Source organism: Thioalkalivibrio sp. ALE31 (assembly GCF_000377405.1).
Lineage (GTDB): Bacteria > Pseudomonadota > Gammaproteobacteria > Ectothiorhodospirales > Ectothiorhodospiraceae > Thioalkalivibrio.
On sequence record NZ_KB905033.1, the window covers coordinates 1 to 17705 of the forward strand.

A 17705-nucleotide genomic window follows, 5' to 3' on the forward strand; every position below is an offset into this window, starting at 1 on the left:
CGCGGCAGTCGGGCGTGTTTCTTGGTGACTTCTTTGCACGAGCAAAGAAGTCACTCGGGGCGCGCTGGCGAGTCAGCGCACGGCAGGTTGCGGACCGGAGGCACCGTAAACACGAGCGCCGAACCATGGCCAGCCTCAACAGGGCTGGGGGCTGGCCATCAGGGTTCGGCGCGCGGCGCGGTGGAGGCGCGGGCCCCGCGGCGCTCGCCGTCGACATCGTCGATCTCGTCGTCCAGCTCGTGCAGGCGGCGCGTGGTCGCCAGCGGCGAGGTGGTGCCGCGCGCGACCAGGCTGTAGGCCGCCGGGATCACGAACAGCGTAAACAGCGTCGCGAACAGCACACCGGAGAACACCGCCACCCCGATCACGAAGCGCGTCTCCTCGCCCGGCCCGGAGGCCAGGATCAGCGGAATGGAGCCCGCAACCGTGGTCAGCGCCGTCATCAGCACCGGCCGCAGCCGCATGCGCGCGGCCTCGATGATCGCGGCGTCGAAATCACGCCCGCGGTCGCGCAACTGGTTGGCGAATTCGACGATCAGGATGCCGTTCTTCGCCGCCAGGCCGATCAGCATGACCATGCCGATCTGACTGTAGATATTGAGCGTCTGGCCGGTAACGGTCAGGCCGATCAGGGCACCCACCACCGCCAGCGGCACGGTCAGCATGATCACGAATGGGTGCACGAAACTCTCGAACTGCGCCGCCAGCACGAGGAAGACCACCAGCAGGGCCAACGCGAACACAAACAGGATCGCCTCCGAGCCGGTGCGCAGGTCCAGCGATTCGCCCTTGTAGTCGATGCCCGCCTCGGCCGGCAGGAGCTCGGCAGCCTTGGCATCCAGCGCGTCCAGGGCCTCGCCCAGGGTCATGCCGTCGCGCAGCCCGGCGGTCAGGGTGACCGCGCGCGAGCGATTGTAGCGTTCCAGCGAGGACGGACCGGCCTGTTCCTCGTAGGTGACCAGGCTGGACAGCGGCACCATGGCACCGGAACTGGAGCGCACGTAGAGGTTGTCGATATCGCCCGGCGTGCGGCGCTGATCGGCCAGACCCTCGATGATCACGTCGTACTCCTCGCCGCGATCGACGAAGGTGGTCACGTCGCGCCCGCCGAGGACGATGTCCAGCGTGCGGCCGACATCGCGCATGGACACGCCCAGGTCGCCCGCCCGGTCGCGATCCAGGCGCACGTTCAGCTGCGGCTGGGTCGGCTCGTAGTCGAGATCCACCCGGGTCAGGCCGTCGATCCCCTCGGCGGCTTCGCGCATGGTCTCGCCCCACGCCTCCAGGGTGTCGTAGTCCGGCCCCGTGATCACGAACTGCACGGGCGGTCCGATCCGGCCGCGCGAAAGCCCCTGGCGCATGACCACGCGCGCCTCCACCCCGGGCATCTCGTTGATGATGCCGCGGATCTCGTCGATCACCTCCTGACCGGACACGTCGCGGTCGTCCCAGTGCTCCAGGATCGCGATCACAAAGCCATTATTCATCAGCTCGGAGCCGCCGAAGCCACGTGGCGTACGCACCAGGGCACGGCGGATCGGTCCATCCTCGATCAGCGGCTGGATCCGGGCCTCGACCTCGGCCATCTGGCGGCTCATGTATTCGAAGTTGGCGCCTTCCGGACCGTCCACCAGCACGAAGAAGGACCCGCGGTCTTCCTGCGGGGCGAACTCCTCGGGCAGCGCGTCGAACAGATACCAGGCGCCAGCCAGCACCGCCGCGAGAAGGGGCACCACCAGCCACGAACCCTTGAGCCCGGTCGCCAACACGCGGCCGTAACCGGCCTCCAGCGCGGCAAAGCCGCGGCCGATGTAGTGGGCGGCACCGGTCTCGTCATCGCCCTTGTGCATCAGGCGCCCGGAGAGCACCGGTGCCAGGGTCAGCGCCACGATGCTGGAGAAGAAGACCGCGATGGCCATGGCGATCGCGAACTCGGTGAACAGCTGGCCCACCGTGCCGTCAAGGAAGGCCAGGGGCACGAACACCGCGATCAGCACCGAGGTGGTCGCCACGATCGCGAACCCGACCTGGCCCGCACCGCGGTAGGCCGCCAGCAGCCCCGGTTCGCCCCGTTCGATGCGCCGGTGGATGTTCTCCAGCATTACAATCGCGTCGTCCACCACCAGCCCGACCGCCAGCACCAGGGCCAGCAGGGTCAGCAGGTTGACCGAAAACCCGAACAGGCTGATACCGATGAACGCGGCCGTAATCGCGACCGGCACGGTGACCGCCGGGATCAGGGTCGCCCGCCAGCTGCCCAGGAACAGGTAGATCACGAACACCACAGCGGCAGTGGCGACCGCCAGGGTGATGTAGACCTCGCGGATCGCCCCCTCGATGAAGACCGACTCGTCGTAGGTGGTGACCAGCGAGGTGCCCTCCGGCAGGGAGTCCTGCAGGCGGTCCGCCATCGCCTTCACGCCATTGGCGACCTCCAGCACATTGGCGTTGGACTGGCGGATGATACCGAGCCCGATCATGTCCTCGCCGTTGCCGCGGAACTCGCTGCGCTCGGTATCCGCGCCGATATTCACCTCGGCCACGTCGCCCAGGCGCACCAGTTGCCCGCCCTCCCCGCGCTTGAGCACCAGGCCGGCAAAGTCCTCGGGGGTGCGGTACTGGCGTTCCACGCGCACGGTGAACTCGCGCTCCAGCGAATCGAGACGCCCCGCCGGCAGTTCCACGTTTTCCTGCTGCAGGGCATCGGCGATGTCGGTGACGGTCAGCTCGCGCGCGGCCAGGGCCTCGCGATCCACCCAGATGCGCATCGCGTAGCTGCGCGCGCCGCCCCGGCGCACCAGCCCGACGCCGTCCACCACCGACAGGCGATCAATCAGGTTGCGCTCGGCATAGTCCGCCAGCTCCAGCGCATCCATGGTGGTGCTGGAGAGGTTCAGCCACAGGATCGGGTTGGCATCGGCGTCCGCCTTGGTCACCTCGGGCGGGTCGACCTCGTCGGGCAGGTCGCCCAGCACGCGACTAACCGCCTCGCGCACGTCGTTCGCGGCGGCGTCGATGTCGCGGCTGAGGTTGAATTCGATGGTGATACGCGAGCGGCCGTCCTCGCTGGAGGACTGGATAAACCGGATCCCCTCGATCCCGGCGATGCGGTCCTCGATCCGCTGTGTGACCTCGCGCTCGATGATCTCGCCGCTGGCCCCGGGGTAGATGGTGTCCACCGTGACCACCGGCGGGTCCACGTCCGGGTATTCGCGCAGTGGCAGGCTGTCGTAGGCGATCAGACCGAAGGTGATCAGCAGCAGATTGAAGACAATCGCCAGCACCGGCCGGCGATTGGCGACATCGGAGATGATCATGCCCCGTCCCCGGCCTCGCCGTTATCCGGCGCACGCGGCGGCAGCACGCGCACCTCGCGGCCGTCGCGCACCCGCGACACGCCCTCGGAGACGACGGTATCCCCCGGCTCCAGGCCCTCCAGCACTTCGGCATGCCCCGGATCGCGTCGCCCGATACGGACGCGCACCCGCTCGACCGTGTCGTCGTCACGCAGCCGGAACACGAAGTGCTGGTCGGCGACCTGGCGGATCGCGCCCTCCGGGACGGCCAGACGCTCGACCGGGTCCAGCGGCAGGCGCATATTCACCAGCATGCCGGGGCGCAGCAGCAGGTCGGGATTCTCGATCAGCGCACGCACGGTGAGGGTGCGGGTCGCCACGTCCAGACGGTTGCTGACAGCCGCGACCTGCCCCGCGAATTCGCCGTTCGCGCTGCGCCCCTGGACATCGAGGCCCAGGTGGATCGCCGAGGTGTGGCGCTCGGGTACCGCGAAGTCGACCTTCACCACCGAGACGTCATCGAGTTCAACGATCGCAGTCCCCGGACTGACCAGGGAACCGGGGCTGACCTGACGCAGGCCCAGACGGCCGGAGAACGGGGCCCGGATGACGCGGTTGGCCACACGCGCCTCCGCGGCCGCCAGGCGTGCTTCCGCCTCGTTCAGCCGCGAACGCTGCTGGTCCACCTGCTGCTGCGTGACCACGCCATCGGCCACGCGGTCGCGCACGCGCTCCAGCTCCCGCCGCGCCTCGTCCACTTGCACACGGATCTCGCGCAGGGCCGCGCGCTCCTCGTCGGCATCAAGACGGACCAGGACATCCCCGGCCTCCACCGTGTCGCCGTCGTCGAACAGGACCTCGACCACGCGCTCGGTGACGCTGGCGGTGACCACCACGGACTCGTTGGCCTGCACCGTACCCAGGGATTCGACAACGGTCTCGAAGGTGCGCGGGACGACCTCGCTAACGCGCACCGGCGTGCGGTCGTCGCGTTCGGCGGCAGGCGCGTCGCTGGCCACGTCATCCCCCGCTTCCGGGCCAAACGCGTACCAGGCAGCAGCGACGACCGCCACCACCAGGACCAGTCCCAGAAACCCGCCAATCGCCTTCACTTGTCGATGCCCCTACATGAATGCGGCCCGGTCAGGGGACAGTGCGGTGCCCCCTGACCGGGCCAGGGTTGTACGTTCCGTTAGACGCGCTGAATACAGCAGTCCTGGCTTTTTCAGCGACTGCACGGAATCGCTGATAAATCAGTGTTTCCCTAGTGTAACGACCGTCACGTTTCACCGGCGTTCCGCAGCGCGGCCGGGAGATCGCCCAGGGGACGGCCGTGCGGCCGGGTGTAGTCGATCACCGGGCCCTTCGGCACGATGCCGCTGGGGTTCAGCATCGGGTGGCTGCCGTAGTAGTGCGCCTTGATGTGATCCATGCGCACGGTCTCGGCCACGCCGGGGCGCTGGTAGAGCATGCGCAGGTAGGCCGACAGCGCCGGGAAGTCGATGATGCGCTGTCTATTGCACTTGAAATGGCTGTAGTAGACCGGGTCGAAGCGCACCAGCGTGGTAAACAGCCGCCAGTCGGCCTCGGTGATCCGGTCGCCCACCAGGAACGGCTGGCGTGCCAGGCGCTCCTCCAGCCAGTCGAGGGTCTCGAAGAGACGGTCCCAGGCGGCATCGTAGGCCTTCTGGGAGGTTGCGAAACCCGAGCGGTAGACGCCGTTGTTCACATTCTCGTAGACGCGCTCGTTGACCGCGTGGATCTCCTCGCGCAGGTCCTCCGGGTAGAAATCCAGCGTATTGCCGGTGATGCCGTCGAGGGCGCTGTTGAACATGCGCACCAGGTCTTCCGACTCGTTGTTCACGATCCGGTCGGTCTTGGTGTCGAACAGCACCGGCACGGTTACGATACCCGTGTATTTCGGATCGGTGCGGGTGTAGAGCTCGTGCATGTAGCGTGAGCCGTGCACCCGGTCACCGGTGCAGCCGTCGCAGTCATCGAAGGACCAGCCGGCATCGCCCATGTAGTGGTGCACGACCGACAACCCGATGTGCGACTCCAGGCCCTTGAGCTTGCGCAGGATCAGCGCGCGATGCGCCCAGGGGCAGGCATAGGAGACGTACAGGTGATAACGCCCGGACTCGGCCGGGTAGCCGCCCTCGCCCAGGGGACCCGCGGAGCCGTCGGCGGTCACGTAGTTGCGGTACTGCTGGTCCTGGCGCACGAACTCGCCGTTCTCGTCGGACTCCTCTTCCAGCCAGCCTTCGCGCAGTTCGCCGTTGATCAGGAGACTCATGGGGTTCCCTCTGCAGCGGTCCAGCCGCCACGGTTACGGATGATAGGGTCGATTATCCTGTCGATAAAATCGAAAATAAATCGCGTTATTTCCGCCCGATAGTTCGAAAATACCGAATCGACTGGGGGAGGGATCGCGAGGCTCAGGAGGCGCGCAGCGTGCCGTCGAAGTAGCGGGCAAGGAAGGTATCGAAGTCCAGGGTATCGGCCGCCTCGATCGCGGCCTGCTCCGCCAGGCTCTGGCGCGCCAGGGCCTCCAGCGTCTCGGCGCGCGGCAGCGGGCCGTTGAAGCGAAACGCCTCGCGGTGCTGCGCGGACAGGCGGCTGGCGTAGCGGTAGAAGCCCTCCTCGCGCGCCATCATGTCCTCCAGCATGCGCGCCGAGGGCGTGAGGTCGGCCTGCTCGACCTTGCCCCACTGCTCGCTTAGCGCTCTACGGTAGGGGTCGCCCGGCAGTTCCTGGTCGAGGATCGCGGCGACCGGGCGCATCAGGGCCAGCAGTTCGCGCGCCCAGTCCTGCAGCCGTACAGACTCGTCCTGCCGGCGCAGCTCGAGGCCGGGGCGGCGGCCGTAATGCGCCACATCGAGCAGGTTGCGGTCGATCGCGTCGAGTTCGCCGTCCGCCAGCAAAGGACTGGGCTGCAGCAGGCAGGTCAGGGCAAACACCTCGAGAAAGCGCAGCTGGGTCTCGTCCACCCCCAGCGGGTGCTGCGCGTTGATGTCCACCGAGCGCAGCTCGACGTACTCGATCCCGCGTGCCTCCAGCGCATCGGTGGGCTTCTCGAAGCGCTCCAGCGGCTGCTTCGGGCGCACGGTGGAGTAGTACTCGTTCTCGATCTGCAGGATGTTGGCGTTCAGCTGGCGGTATTCGCCGTCGACCTTCACGCCGATGCGCTCCCACTCGGGGCTGAGCGTATTGATCGCGCAGCGCAGCGAGTCGACGTAGCCGCCCAGCGAGTTGTAGTCCGCCTTGATGCCGGTGTCCGCCTCCTTGCGGTTGGTGTAGCCGATGTCACCCATGCGCAGGCTGGTGGCATGCGGGAGGTAAGAGGTGTCGTCGTCAAAGTCCTCCAGCACCGCGCCGTGGCCCTCGAGGAAGGAATTGCACACGGCCGGCGAGGCCCCGAACAGATACGGCACCAGCCAGCCGAAGCGCAGCAGGTTGCGGATCATGCCCATCATGCGCTCGTCGCGGAACGCGCGGTCATCCTGCTCGCCCAGCACCTGCGCCAGCGCCGGCCAGAACTCGGGGCGCGGGGAATAGTTGAAGTGCACCCCGGCGATCACCTGCATCTTGCGTCCGTAGCGGTGCCCCAGCCCGACGCGATAGACGGTCTTCATGCGCCCGGCGTTGGACGTGCCGTACTGCGCGACCGGGATCGCGTTGTCATCGGCGGTCACGCAGGGCATGGAGGTCGACCACAGGGTCTCGTCGCCGACATTGGCCGCGGCGAAGGCCTGCAGGTCATGCAGGAAGCCCAGCGTCTCGCGCACATCGTCAAACGGCGGGGTCACCAGCTCCAGCAGGGCCTCGGAGTAGTCGGTCGTGATATTCGGGTGGGTCAGCGCCGAACCCAGCGCCGCCGGGTGCGGGGTCAGGGCTGGCGACCCTTGCGGGCCGACGCGCAGGGTCTCCTTCTCCAGGCCAATGCGCCCGTGCAGGCCGGTGCCCGCCAGGCGCTCCGCCAGCTGCGCGACCAGTCCCTGCAGATTGCGTTCGTCGGTTCCCACGGGCGTGCTGTCCTGCTCCAATCAAACCCGGCGAACATACCCGAATGCGCCTGCGGGGTCACATGCACCGTCGACCGGCACCCGAAAACCGCGCAACGCCGATCAGGAGACGGCTCCCACGCAAGGCGCGGATGACCTTGCCCTGCCGGTCCTATTAAATTAGGTTTTTCTTATACACAAGACATCGGGCGCCGCATGGAACCGGACACACAACGCCGCAGCTGGGACGAGATCCTGGTAGACGCCCTGCGCGCCCCTGCCACCGGGCTGTTCGTGCTCGGACTCGCGATGGGTGCGGGGCTGATGCACTGGGGCGTGGAGCGCCCCCCGACCGAGGGCGCGTTGATGGTCACGCTGCACAATGACAGCGACACGACCATCCGCGCGGTGCACTTCGATTTCGGGCACGACCTGTCCGAATCCAGCATTCGCGAGGGCGAGATCGCGCCCGGAGAGCGCCGGCGCGTAGCGCTCAACCACGTGCCGGGCGCCGGTTTCAATGTGGAAATCCGCTACGCCGACGGCCACGTCCAGGCGTTCTGTGCCAATCGCGGCGTGGACGGCTGGGCCCAGGAGGTTCGCGTCTACCGCTGAATCTGGCAGGCGGCACCGGCATGGCCTATACAGGACATGCGGGGTGAGAAAATGCCGCAACCATGGCCGAACATGCTGGAGCACTACACCCGTGGGAACGGGGGTCCGCACCTGCGCGAGACCCGCGCGGCCGCCTCGCCAGCGGTCGCCATGCTGGAGACCCTTCAGCCACCAGGCCTGTTCCACACCCCGGCCTCCGATGACCTGGTCCTGAGCCAGTCGTCCGGGGCCCCATTCCGCTACGTCTGCGATCTCGGCGCCGGGCGCTTCTCGGGGCACACCCGCACCCGCGATTTCGTGGCCGTGGCCCCGGGGGCCACGCCCTGGTGCCGTGTCACGGACGCGGCGAGGGTACGGTTTATCGCCATCCCCGCCGACCTGGCCCGCCGTTGCCTGGACCGGCCCGCCGACGACCCGCTGGATTTCGGCCCCGTTCACAACCGCCACCACAGCGACCCGCTGATCGCCCAGGGCCTGGAGTGTCTGTGGCAGGAAATGGGTCGCGAGGACCCCGCCGCACACGTGTTCGTGGACAGCATGATGGCCGCACTGGTGGTGCGCCTGGCCCGCCTGACCAGCCAGGCCGCCCCGGCCGACCGCTGCCGGGGCGGCCTCGCACCGCACCGCTCGGCACAGGTCATCGACTACATGCAGACTCACCTCGACCAGCCGATCCGTCTCGCCGAACTCGCCGCGCTGTGCGACCTCTCCCCCTGGCACTTCGCCCGCGCCTTCCGCGAGACCCACGGCCAGCCGCCCCACCGCTACCTGACCCAGCTGCGTCTGGAGCGGGCGCGCGCCTTGCTGACCGAGTCGCACGCGAGCATCGGCGAAATCGCGACGGCCACCGGCTACACCCCGCAACAACTGGCCCGCCACTTCCGGCAGGCCTTCGGCATGGCACCCGGCGCCTACCGTGATCAGTACGGGGAGCCGCCAATCACCCGCGCGGACGACCCCGACACACCCTGACGCACAACCGCAAGATTCGCCCCCGCACCGCAAGCCCGTGACCGCAGGGGATAACCGCACGGCCTAGGCTCCCGGTAAAGCCGCCCCCCGGCGCCATCGCGGAGGTCACCCGCATGCCGTCTGCCCCGGAATACCATGGGTCACCGAAGGCCGTGGAGGCCTTCACCAGTCACCTGGTTGATGTCCTCAACCACGGTGCGCTGTGCCTGATGCTCTCGATCGGGCACCGGACCGGACTGTTCGATGCCCTGCGCGGGCGCCCCCCGTCGACCTCCGAGGCGATCGCCGCGGCCGCCGGCCTGAACGAACGCTATGTCCGCGAATGGCTCGGCGCGATGGCCACGGCGGGGATCGTCACGGTGGAACCCACCGGGCCACGTTTTGCCCTGCCGCCGGCGCATGCCACGTGCCTCACCCGCGCCACCGCGGCCGACAACCTGGCGGTGTTCGCCCAGTACATCGCAGTGCTGGGCGCCGTGGAGGATGCGATTGCCACCGCGTTCCAGACCGGTGACGGCGTGCCCTACGAACGCTACACACGTTTCCACGAAGTCATGGCCGAGGACAGCGGCCAGTCCGTCCTGTCCTCGCTGGAGAGCGCCATCCTGCCGCTGGTGCCGGGCCTGACCGATCATCTCGAGCGCGGCATCCGCGTGCTGGATGTCGGCTGCGGCAGCGGGCGCATCATCAACCACCTGGCGGGGCGCTACCCTCGCAGCGAATTCACCGGACTGGATCTCTCGCCACAGGCCATCGCGCGCGGGCGCGCCGAGGCAAAAGCGGAGGGGCTAGACAACGTCGTGTTCATCGAGGCCGACGCCGCCGAGATGGGGCACCGTCTCGAGGCCCGGAGCTTCGAACTGATCACCACCTTCGACGCCATCCACGACCAGGCCGATCCCCAGGGGGTCCTGCGCGGCATCCATCGCGCGCTGGTACCCGAAGGGATCTACCTGATGCAGGACATCCGCGGCTCCGGGGAGATCCCCGGCGACCTCGACCACCCGCTCGGGCCCTTCCTCTACACGGTCTCCTGCATGCACTGCATGCCGGTATCGCTCGCCCGGGACGGCCCCGGCCTGGGTGCGATGTGGGGCGAACCCCGCGCCCGCGAATACCTCGAGCGCGCGGGATTCCACGACATCCGCGTCCACCAACTGGCGCACGACCCCCAGAACAACTGGTACGTGGCCACCCGATAACAACCCAAGGAGGCATTGCCATGAGCGCACAACACCCGATCACGACCCTGGCACTGGCCATCACCGCCGCCCTTGCGCTGGGCCTGGCCGCCCCGTTGGCGGCGTCCGAGCCCGACGATCACTTCATCATCCGCGACTGCGAACAGTCCCGCGAGGACCTGGCCCGGGCCATTCGCGAGTATGCGGAGAACGAGGAGGAGTGGATCTTCCTGGCCGAGTTCGGCCTGGCCGGTGGCGACATCACCGCCCTGAAGGTCTGCTACCTGCCGCTGGGGCCGGACATCCTTGATGCCGGCCTGCACGTCGGCGCGATGATGCCCTGCGGCCACATCGGCCTGTACGAGGAGGACGGCAACACCAGGCTGTCGATGTTGCACCCGAAGTTCATGACCACCCTGCAGCCGCACCCGAGCCTGGAGCGCGCGGCGAAGAACGCCGAACCGGCCTTCGAGGCGCTGCTGGATCATGTCCTCGGCGGACCGTAGGCGGCCCGGCCCCAATGGATCGCTTGCCCGTGAGACCATGATCCGCGTCCTGGCCCTGCTGGCGCTGGCCACGCCCATGGCGTCGGCCAGCGCCACGGAAACCCTGCAGGCTCGCACGGACGCCACCAGCGGCCTGATCACCTGGACGTGGCAGGGCGATGGCGTCTCGCTGGAGCTTGCGCAGCTGCTGCCCGATCAGACCCGCGCGTTCTTCCTGGGACGCGGCTTCGAGACCGAACATGCCGATCTCATTGCGGCGCACTGCGTCTTCCAGGCGATCCTGCGCAACAACCGCCCACACACCCCCATCGAGGTCAATCTCCACGACTGGAGCAGCCAGGGGCCGGAGGGGCTCATCCGCCCGCGCCCGAACCGGGACTGGGAGGCAACCTGGGCCCGACGGCAGGCCCCCGAAGCCGCCCGCATCGCCTTTCGCTGGGCCCTGTTCCCCGGCGAACACCGTTTCGAACCCGGCGACTGGCTGATGGGCATGATCCTGTTCGACCATCCGCCGGGCACGCCCTTTGATCTGACCCTGCGCTGGCGCGCGGCCGGGGAGCTCCACGAGGCGCGGCTGCCCGACCTGCGCTGCGCCGGCGAGGCGGGAGGATGATCGCCATGCCAAAGCTCGCGACCCTCCTGATCCTGTTGATTCTGGCCGCCATGACCGCCCCGGCCGCGACCGAGTCCCTCACCGCGATCGAGCCACGCCCGGACGCTCCTCCCCTGACACTGGAGGACCTCGACGGTCATGAACACGACCTGCGCGACTACCGCGGCCGCGTCGTGGTCGTGAACTTCTGGGCGACCTGGTGTCCGCCGTGTCGGGACGAGCTGCCCTCCCTGCAGCGGCTATGGGAGGGACTGGGCCCCGACGGGCTGGTGGTACTCGGGGTAAACGTCGGCGAGGACGCCGATCGCATCTTTTTCTTCACCGCCGACTACCCGGTGGATTTTCCCCTGCTGCTGGACCGCGCGGCCAGCGCGATCGATACCTGGCCGGTGCGCGGCATCCCCACCACCTTCGTGATCGACCCCGAGGGCCGCATCGCCTATCGCGCCATCGGCGCGCGCGAATTCGACCACCCCGGCATCACCGAACGCCTGCGCGAGCTGCAACAGGGGCGATCGTCCGAGCCCTCTACGACCGAATAAGGCGCATCGGGCGGGGGTACGTGACATTGCCCGAAACCCGAACCGGCGGTCTGCGCGCGCAACCTTTCCGTCGCAATGTCGTCATCACCTCGTCACACCCCCGGTCCACACTCCGGAACTTGAGTCTCGTCCCAAGGTGCAGCCGTGCACATTCTGATGCTGAGCGACGTGTACTTCCCCCGGATCAACGGGGTCTCCACCTCGCTGGCCAGTTTCCGCGCACAGCTCCGACAACTGGGCCATCGCGTCACGCTGGTGGTGCCGGCCTACCCCGGACTGGGCGCGCACCCCGGCCCCGACCCGCAGGACCCGGACCTGATCCGCATCCCGTCGCGCTACCTGGTAGTGGATCCGGAGGACCGCATCCTGAAGCCTCGCCTCATCCGCCGCTCCCTGCGGGAAGCCGGGATCGAGCGGGCCGACGTGGTCCATGTCCACACCCCCTTCGTGGCGCACTACGCCGGGCTCAAGCTGGCACGCGACTGGCAGGTCCCGGTCATCGAGACCTACCACACCTTCTTCGAAGAGTATCTGCAGCATTACCTGCCGTGGCTGCCCGCCAAATGGCTGCGGGGGCTGGCGCGGCGCATCTCGCGCGCGCAGTGCAACGCGGTCGACCGGGTGATCGCCCCGTCGACCGCCCTGCACCAGGCCCTGCTGGAGTACGGGATCAAGACGCCCATCGTGCGCCTGCCCACCGGGATCGACCCACAGGCCTGGACCGGAGGCGACGGCCACCTGTTCCGGGCGGAGCGGGGCATCGCACCCGGCCGCGAGATGCTGGTACATGTGTCGCGCATCGCCTTCGAAAAAAACATCGGCTTTCTGCTGCAGATGCTCCAGCACCTGCGCGAGCGTCGCCCCGGCGTCCTGCTGCTGATCGCGGGCGAGGGACCGGCCCGGGCTGCCCTGCAGCGCCAGGCCGCGCAGATGGGCCTGGAGGACAACCTGCACTGGTGCGGGTATCTGGACCGCGAGACATCGCTCGTCGACTGCTACCGCGCCGGGCATGCATTCGTGTTTGCCTCCGCAACCGAGACGCAGGGTCTGGTCCTGCTGGAGGCCATGGCCTGCGGGCTGCCCGTGGTCTCCACGGCGCGCCTGGGCACGCTCGACATCCTCACCGACGCATCCGGTGCCGAAGTCGCTCCCGAGGAGCCCGCGGTGTTTGCCGAGCGGGTCGCCCGCGTCCTCGATGATCCCGAACGCCAGCGCGCCATGCGCGCAGCCCACGCCGCATGGGCGCGGGAATGGAGCGAGCGGCGTATGGCCGAACAATTGCTGACCGTGTATCAGGATCTGCTGAGCCCGGCCGACGCGCTCGGCACCCCGCATACCGCGGCCGACCGTCCTCGCTGACGGCCCTTCCCACTCCAGCGGACCAAGCGACCATGGCCAACGGCGGCGCTACCGGCATCACCCGCATCCTGCGGGCCTTTGGGTACTCCTGGAAAGGCCTGCGCGCCACCTTTCGCCACGAGGAGGCCTTTCGTCAGGAACTGATCCTGGTGGTCATCCTGGCGCCACTCTCGCTGGTGGCTGGCAATACCGGAGTGGAACGCGCGTTGCTGCTCGGCAGCCTGTTCCTGATCCTGATCATCGAGGTACTGAACTCGGGCATCGAGGCCACCGTGGACCGCTTCGGGCCGGAACGTCACAAGCTGGCCGCGCGCGCCAAGGACATGGGATCGGCCGCCGTGCTGCTGGGCTTTGCCAACGCCACCCTGATCTGGCTGCTGGTCCTCTGGCCGTAGGCCCGCAACCCGCGCATCACGCAATCGTCACCACGGCGCCACGGCCGCGTCACGTGGATGCGCGACCCTCGGGAAAACCACGAGCAGGAGCTTCTCGATGGCCACCCTGGATTGCCGCACCCTGTTCCTGTCCGACCTGCATCTGGGCACCCGGGAGTGCCGCGCGGACTACCTGCTGGACCTGCTGCGCCAGGTCAATTGCGATCGCCTGGTACTGGTCGGCGACGTATTCGACATCTGGGCCATGCGCCGGCGCATCTTCTGGGACGCCACCCAGGCGGCGGTGGTCGAGCAGGTCCTGTCGCTCGCCCTGCACGGGGTCGAGGTCATCTACATCCCCGGCAACCACGACGAGCTGGTGCGCGGCTTTGTCGGTTCGGAGATCCGCGGCGTGCGCATCGAACGCGAACTGGTGCACTGGACCGCCGATGGCCGGCGCTTCCGCGTATCGCATGGCGACGAGTTCGACGGGGTCGTACGCCACAGCCGCCTGGTGCACGCTCTGGGCGATCTGGGCTACAACCTGCTGCTGCGCGGCAGCCGCCACCTGAACACCATCCGACGCCGCCTCGGGCATCCGTACTGGTCCCTGTCGGCCTGGCTCAAGACCCGCGTGAGCGGGGCGGCGCGGGAATACATCCAGCGTTTCGAGCATGCCGCCGTCACCGCCGCGCGCAAGGGCGGCTTCGATGGCTGCATCTGCGGCCATATCCACAAGCCGAATGTCCAGGCGTTCGGCGACATCCTCTACTGCAACGACGGTGACTGGGTCGAGCACTGCACGGCCCTGGTGGAAGATCGCTCGGGCCACCTCAGCCTGCTGCACTGGTCGGACCATGGCTCGGTGCAACAGGCCGAGTCCGGGGCAACCGCGACCGAGGCCTTCGATCTCGAGTCGATACTGACCCGGCGATAACCGCGCGCCAATCCTGTCACCCGGGCGTCATGGCGCTGTAGTACCGTGGTCACATGAACGAATCGCGATCGCGCCACTGGGCCGGGGCCGGCGCCGACCTGCTCCTGCTGCTGCAATCCATCCATGACACCGAGCAGGCCCGCCGCCTGGCGCGGGTGGCCGGCTGGGTCCTGGTCTTCGCCGGGGTCATCGTGGTGATGCTGGGCGTGCTGGTGCAGCACATGCCCACGATGCTCGAAGGCACACTCGTGGCATTGCTGGCGCTGGTCGGCGGCTGGCTGCGCAGCCGCCTCGCCGCCACCCTGCTGATGCTGCTGATGGCCCTGGGGCTGGCCACCGGCCTCGCACTGGGCGCCGCCACCGGCGGGCTCCTGCTGCAGGTCGCGCTGTTCGGCGTGGCCCTGCGCATGGTCGAGGGCTGCTTCCGCTTTCGCCACGCCGACGCTGGCAGCCCGGGCGACAACGCCCAGTAGGTTCCAAAGCGGGCCGGCGCTCACGGTGGAGACTTGAACCCGCCCGAGCGGGCGAACAGGATAAGCCCTTCTGTTCATCAAGGAAGTGCTCACGCGATGTCCATCGTCGCCCGCCTGCAAACCCGCCTGCGGCGCTTCATCTGGCCCGGCTGGGCCAACCGTGTCCTCGGGACCCTGTCGATCCCGGGGCTGATCCTGGCCACGCTGTTCTTTGCCGCATCGCTGACCCCCAGCCTGATCCCACGTACCGACGACGTGCAGGGCATCCTGTCCGGACTGTCGCTGGCGGCCGGCTACGGGCTGGGCGTGTTTTTCCACTGGCTGTGGTCTTATCTGGAACTGCCGGAGTTCGGCGAGCGCACGCACAACACCCTGGTCGTCATCGCCGGGGGCGGCGCGGTGCTGATCGTCCTGATCTCCCTGTGGCAGGCCACCGAATGGCAAAACAGCATCCGTGCCCTGATGGAGCAGGAACCGGTGGACGGCGGTTTCCCGATCCGGCTCGGGCTGATCGCGGCGGCGGTGTTTGCCGCCACCCTGGCGGTCGGACGGCTATTTCAGCTGCTGGTTCGGTTTCTCGCCCGCCATCTGCGCCGTTTCATCCCGCGCCGGCTGTCGAACGTGATCGGCGTGCTGGCCGCCGCCGGGGTGTTCTGGGCGGTCATTGACGGGGTGATCCTGGAATACGGCCTGCGCACCGCGGACCGCAGCTTCCAGCAGTTCGACGTGCGCGAATACCCCGGCGTGGAGCAGCCCCGCGCGACCTTCCGCACGGGGAGCCCGGCCTCGCTGGTCAGCTGGGAGCAAGGACTCGGGCGCCAGGGACAGCGCTTCGTCGGACAGGCACCGGATGCCAGCACGATCCGCGATTTCGCCACAGGCGAGGCCCTGGACCCGATCCGCGTCTACGTGGGGCTGAATGCCGCCGAGACCATCGAGGAACGGGCGCGTCTCGCCCTGCAGGAGATGTTGCGGGTCAATGCCTTCGACCGTTCGGTGCTGGTGCTGGCCACCCCCACCGGGCGCGGCTGGGTGGACAACCGCGCTATCCAGCCGGTCGAGTACCTGCACGGCGGCGATGTCGCGACCGTGGCCGTGCAGTACTCCTACCTGCCCAGCTGGCTGTCGCTGATGGCCGAGTCGCAGTACGGCCACGAGACGGCCCAGGCGGTGTTCGCGGAGATCTACGGCTACTGGAAACAACTCCCCGCGGACGCGCGTCCGGACCTGTACCTCTATGGCCTGAGTCTCGGGGCGCTGAACTCCGAGCGCGCCGCGGATCTGTACGACGTGATCGGCGATCCGTTCTCCGGCGCGCTGTGGGCCGGCCCGCCGTTTCGTAGCGAGACCTGGCGTGACATCACGCGCCAGCGCCAGCCGGACTCCCCGGCCTGGCTACCGCGTTTTCGCGACAGCTCGGTGGTGCGCTTCACCAACCAGGAGAACCACCTGGATATCCCCGGCGCCGAATGGGGCCCGATGCGCATCGTCTACCTGCAGTACGCCAGTGACCCGGTCACCTTCTTCGAGCCCCAGGCGCTGTACCGCAAGCCCGAGTGGATGCAGCACCCGCGCGGCCCGGACGTGTCAGCGGACCTGACGTGGTACCCGGTGGTCACCATGCTGCAACTGGCGGTAGACGTTACCATCGGCGATGCTGCCCCGCGCGGCTACGGCCATGTCTACGCCACCGAGCACTACATCGACGCCTGGCATGCGGTCACGGCCGCGGACTGGCCAGAGGAGCGCCTCGAGTGGCTCAAGCGCCACCTGGGCGACTGACCGGCCGTAGGGCTATCCCGCGGTTTCTCCCCCGAACAAACCGCGCTTGCGCAGGTGGCGTCCGGTGAGATTGACCATCGCCACCACAAAGCCGGCATATAACAACGCGACAACGCCCAGGACCGCGAGCATGAAACTGTCCAGTACTGTGCCGTCGGCCCACAGCACCAGGAAGGCCAGGGAAAGCTGCGTACCGAGGAGCACAGCGACCATGACGGCAATCACCCGCCACTTCTCGGCGCGCGACAGATAGCGGCCGTTCCTGCGTCCAAAGGCCTCGCAGGGCCACGCCACCGCCAGGCCCAGAATCCCCATTCCGATCGTTGTACCGAACTGCTCGAGATGGAAATGGGCGATTGCGAACATCGCGACGATCGTCAGCGAGAAATAGAGCAGTACGAAACGTAACAGCAGGTTCTTGATGGACAGAGGGTGTCAATTTTTCTGTGTAAGTGGGTTAGGTCGGCATCCGTTCGGGGAACAGGATGATGAACTGGTTGAGGGCCTGGCGCCAGTTGTGGAGGGGGCGGGTCCATTTCTTGGCGACGTTCCGCAAGGCGAGGTAGAGGATCTTGGTCACGGCGCTATTGTTGGGGAACGCCCCGCGGTTTTTGAGAACCCGGCGCAGCGAGTAGTTGAGCGACTCGATGGCGTTGGTGGTGTAGACCACCCGGCGGATCGGCGGCGGATAGTCGAAGAACCCCGACAGGCGGGGCCAGTCGGCGCGCCAGCTGGGGCTGATGGCGGGGTATTTGGCGTCCCAGGTGTCCGCAAAGCGGGTGAGCGCGGCCTCGGCCTCGGCGCGGGTGGCGGCGCCGTAGATGGCGCGCAGATCCCGGGCCACGGCCTTGCGCTCCTTCCAGGGCACGTACTTGAGGCTGCCGCGGACCTTGTGAACGATGCACAGTTGCACCTGGGTGTTCGGGAACACGCTCTCGATCGCCTCGGGCAGGCCCTTGAGGCCGTCCACGCAGGCGATGAAACAGTCCTGGACGCCGCGACTGTTGAGCTCGGTGAACACCGCGTGCCAGAACGAGGCACCCTCGGCCTG

General features: G+C 67.9%; 17 protein-coding genes. 11 read left to right on the forward strand and 6 right to left on the reverse strand.

Features of this window, described 5'->3' with window-relative positions; all coding sequences use genetic code 11:
- Positions 1–158: 158 nt before the first annotated feature.
- The 4 genes from D103_RS0113110 to gshA form a co-directional block, all read right to left on the reverse strand.
- Positions 159–3317, reverse strand: a complete 3159-nt coding sequence (locus D103_RS0113110; protein WP_018877106.1) for an efflux RND transporter permease subunit — start codon at positions 3315–3317, stop codon at positions 159–161.
- Positions 3314–4408: an efflux RND transporter periplasmic adaptor subunit gene (locus D103_RS0113115; RefSeq protein WP_018877107.1), complete on the reverse strand. Its 1095-nt coding sequence runs from the start codon at positions 4406–4408 to the stop codon at positions 3314–3316. Before D103_RS0113115 ends, D103_RS0113110 begins: the two co-directional genes overlap by 4 nt.
- A 167-nt stretch (positions 4409–4575) precedes the next feature.
- Entirely contained in the window at positions 4576–5592 is a 1017-nt protein-coding gene (locus D103_RS0113120; RefSeq protein WP_018877108.1) for a glutathione S-transferase family protein, read from the reverse strand.
- Positions 5593–5734: 142 nt separating this feature from the next.
- A complete protein-coding gene (gene gshA, locus D103_RS0113125) occupies positions 5735–7321 on the reverse strand; it encodes a glutamate--cysteine ligase (protein ID WP_018877109.1) in 1587 nt (528 codons plus the stop codon).
- Positions 7322–7516: 195 nt separating this feature from the next.
- Between gshA and D103_RS0113130 the strand changes: the two genes are divergently transcribed.
- The 11 genes from D103_RS0113130 (at position 7517) to D103_RS0113180 (ending at position 16654) form a co-directional block, all read left to right on the forward strand.
- Positions 7517–7915, forward strand: a complete 399-nt coding sequence (locus D103_RS0113130) for a hypothetical protein (RefSeq protein WP_018877110.1) — start codon at positions 7517–7519, stop codon at positions 7913–7915.
- A gap of 51 nt (positions 7916–7966) precedes the next feature.
- Entirely contained in the window at positions 7967–8887 is a 921-nt protein-coding gene (locus D103_RS0113135) for a helix-turn-helix domain-containing protein (RefSeq protein ID WP_018877111.1), read from the forward strand.
- Between the two features lie 113 nt (positions 8888–9000).
- Positions 9001–10089, forward strand: coding sequence for a methyltransferase domain-containing protein (locus D103_RS0113140; protein ID WP_026280369.1), 1089 nt, complete (start codon positions 9001–9003; stop codon positions 10087–10089).
- A gap of 20 nt (positions 10090–10109) precedes the next feature.
- A complete protein-coding gene (locus D103_RS0113145) occupies positions 10110–10574 on the forward strand; it encodes a DUF302 domain-containing protein (RefSeq protein ID WP_018877113.1) in 465 nt (154 codons plus the stop codon).
- A gap of 37 nt (positions 10575–10611) precedes the next feature.
- Positions 10612–11187, forward strand: coding sequence for a hypothetical protein (locus D103_RS0113150; protein ID WP_018877114.1), 576 nt, complete (start codon positions 10612–10614; stop codon positions 11185–11187).
- Positions 11184–11729 carry a TlpA disulfide reductase family protein gene (locus D103_RS0113155; RefSeq protein ID WP_018877115.1) on the forward strand — a complete coding sequence of 182 codons (546 nt, stop codon included), beginning with the start codon at positions 11184–11186 and terminating at the stop codon, positions 11727–11729. The genes D103_RS0113150 and D103_RS0113155 overlap by 4 nt, the downstream gene beginning before the upstream one ends.
- 156 nt (positions 11730–11885) lie before the next feature.
- Positions 11886–13088: a glycosyltransferase gene (locus D103_RS0113160; RefSeq protein ID WP_019583398.1), complete on the forward strand. Its 1203-nt coding sequence runs from the start codon at positions 11886–11888 to the stop codon at positions 13086–13088.
- 32 nt (positions 13089–13120) lie between these two features.
- Positions 13121–13483: a diacylglycerol kinase gene (locus tag D103_RS0113165; protein ID WP_018877117.1), complete on the forward strand. Its 363-nt coding sequence runs from the start codon at positions 13121–13123 to the stop codon at positions 13481–13483.
- A 97-nt stretch (positions 13484–13580) separates the two neighbouring features.
- A complete protein-coding gene (locus D103_RS0113170) occupies positions 13581–14399 on the forward strand; it encodes a UDP-2,3-diacylglucosamine diphosphatase (protein ID WP_018877118.1) in 819 nt (272 codons plus the stop codon).
- Positions 14400–14452: 53 nt separating this feature from the next.
- On the forward strand, positions 14453–14872 hold the full coding sequence (locus D103_RS0113175) for a hypothetical protein (protein ID WP_018877119.1): 420 nt from the start codon (positions 14453–14455) through the stop codon (positions 14870–14872).
- 96 nt (positions 14873–14968) lie between these two features.
- Positions 14969–16654 (forward strand): alpha/beta-hydrolase family protein, encoded by a 1686-nt coding sequence (locus D103_RS0113180; protein ID WP_018877120.1) that lies wholly within the window; start codon positions 14969–14971, stop codon positions 16652–16654.
- A gap of 12 nt (positions 16655–16666) precedes the next feature.
- Here the strand turns inward: D103_RS0113180 and D103_RS0113185 are convergent, their stop codons facing one another.
- Positions 16667–17083 carry an ABZJ_00895 family protein gene (locus tag D103_RS0113185; protein ID WP_026280370.1) on the reverse strand — a complete coding sequence of 139 codons (417 nt, stop codon included), beginning with the start codon at positions 17081–17083 and terminating at the stop codon, positions 16667–16669.
- Between the two features lie 28 nt (positions 17084–17111).
- Positions 17112–17705: IS256 family transposase (locus D103_RS0113190; protein ID WP_018876946.1), on the reverse strand; the 594-nt coding region annotated here is incomplete at its 5' end.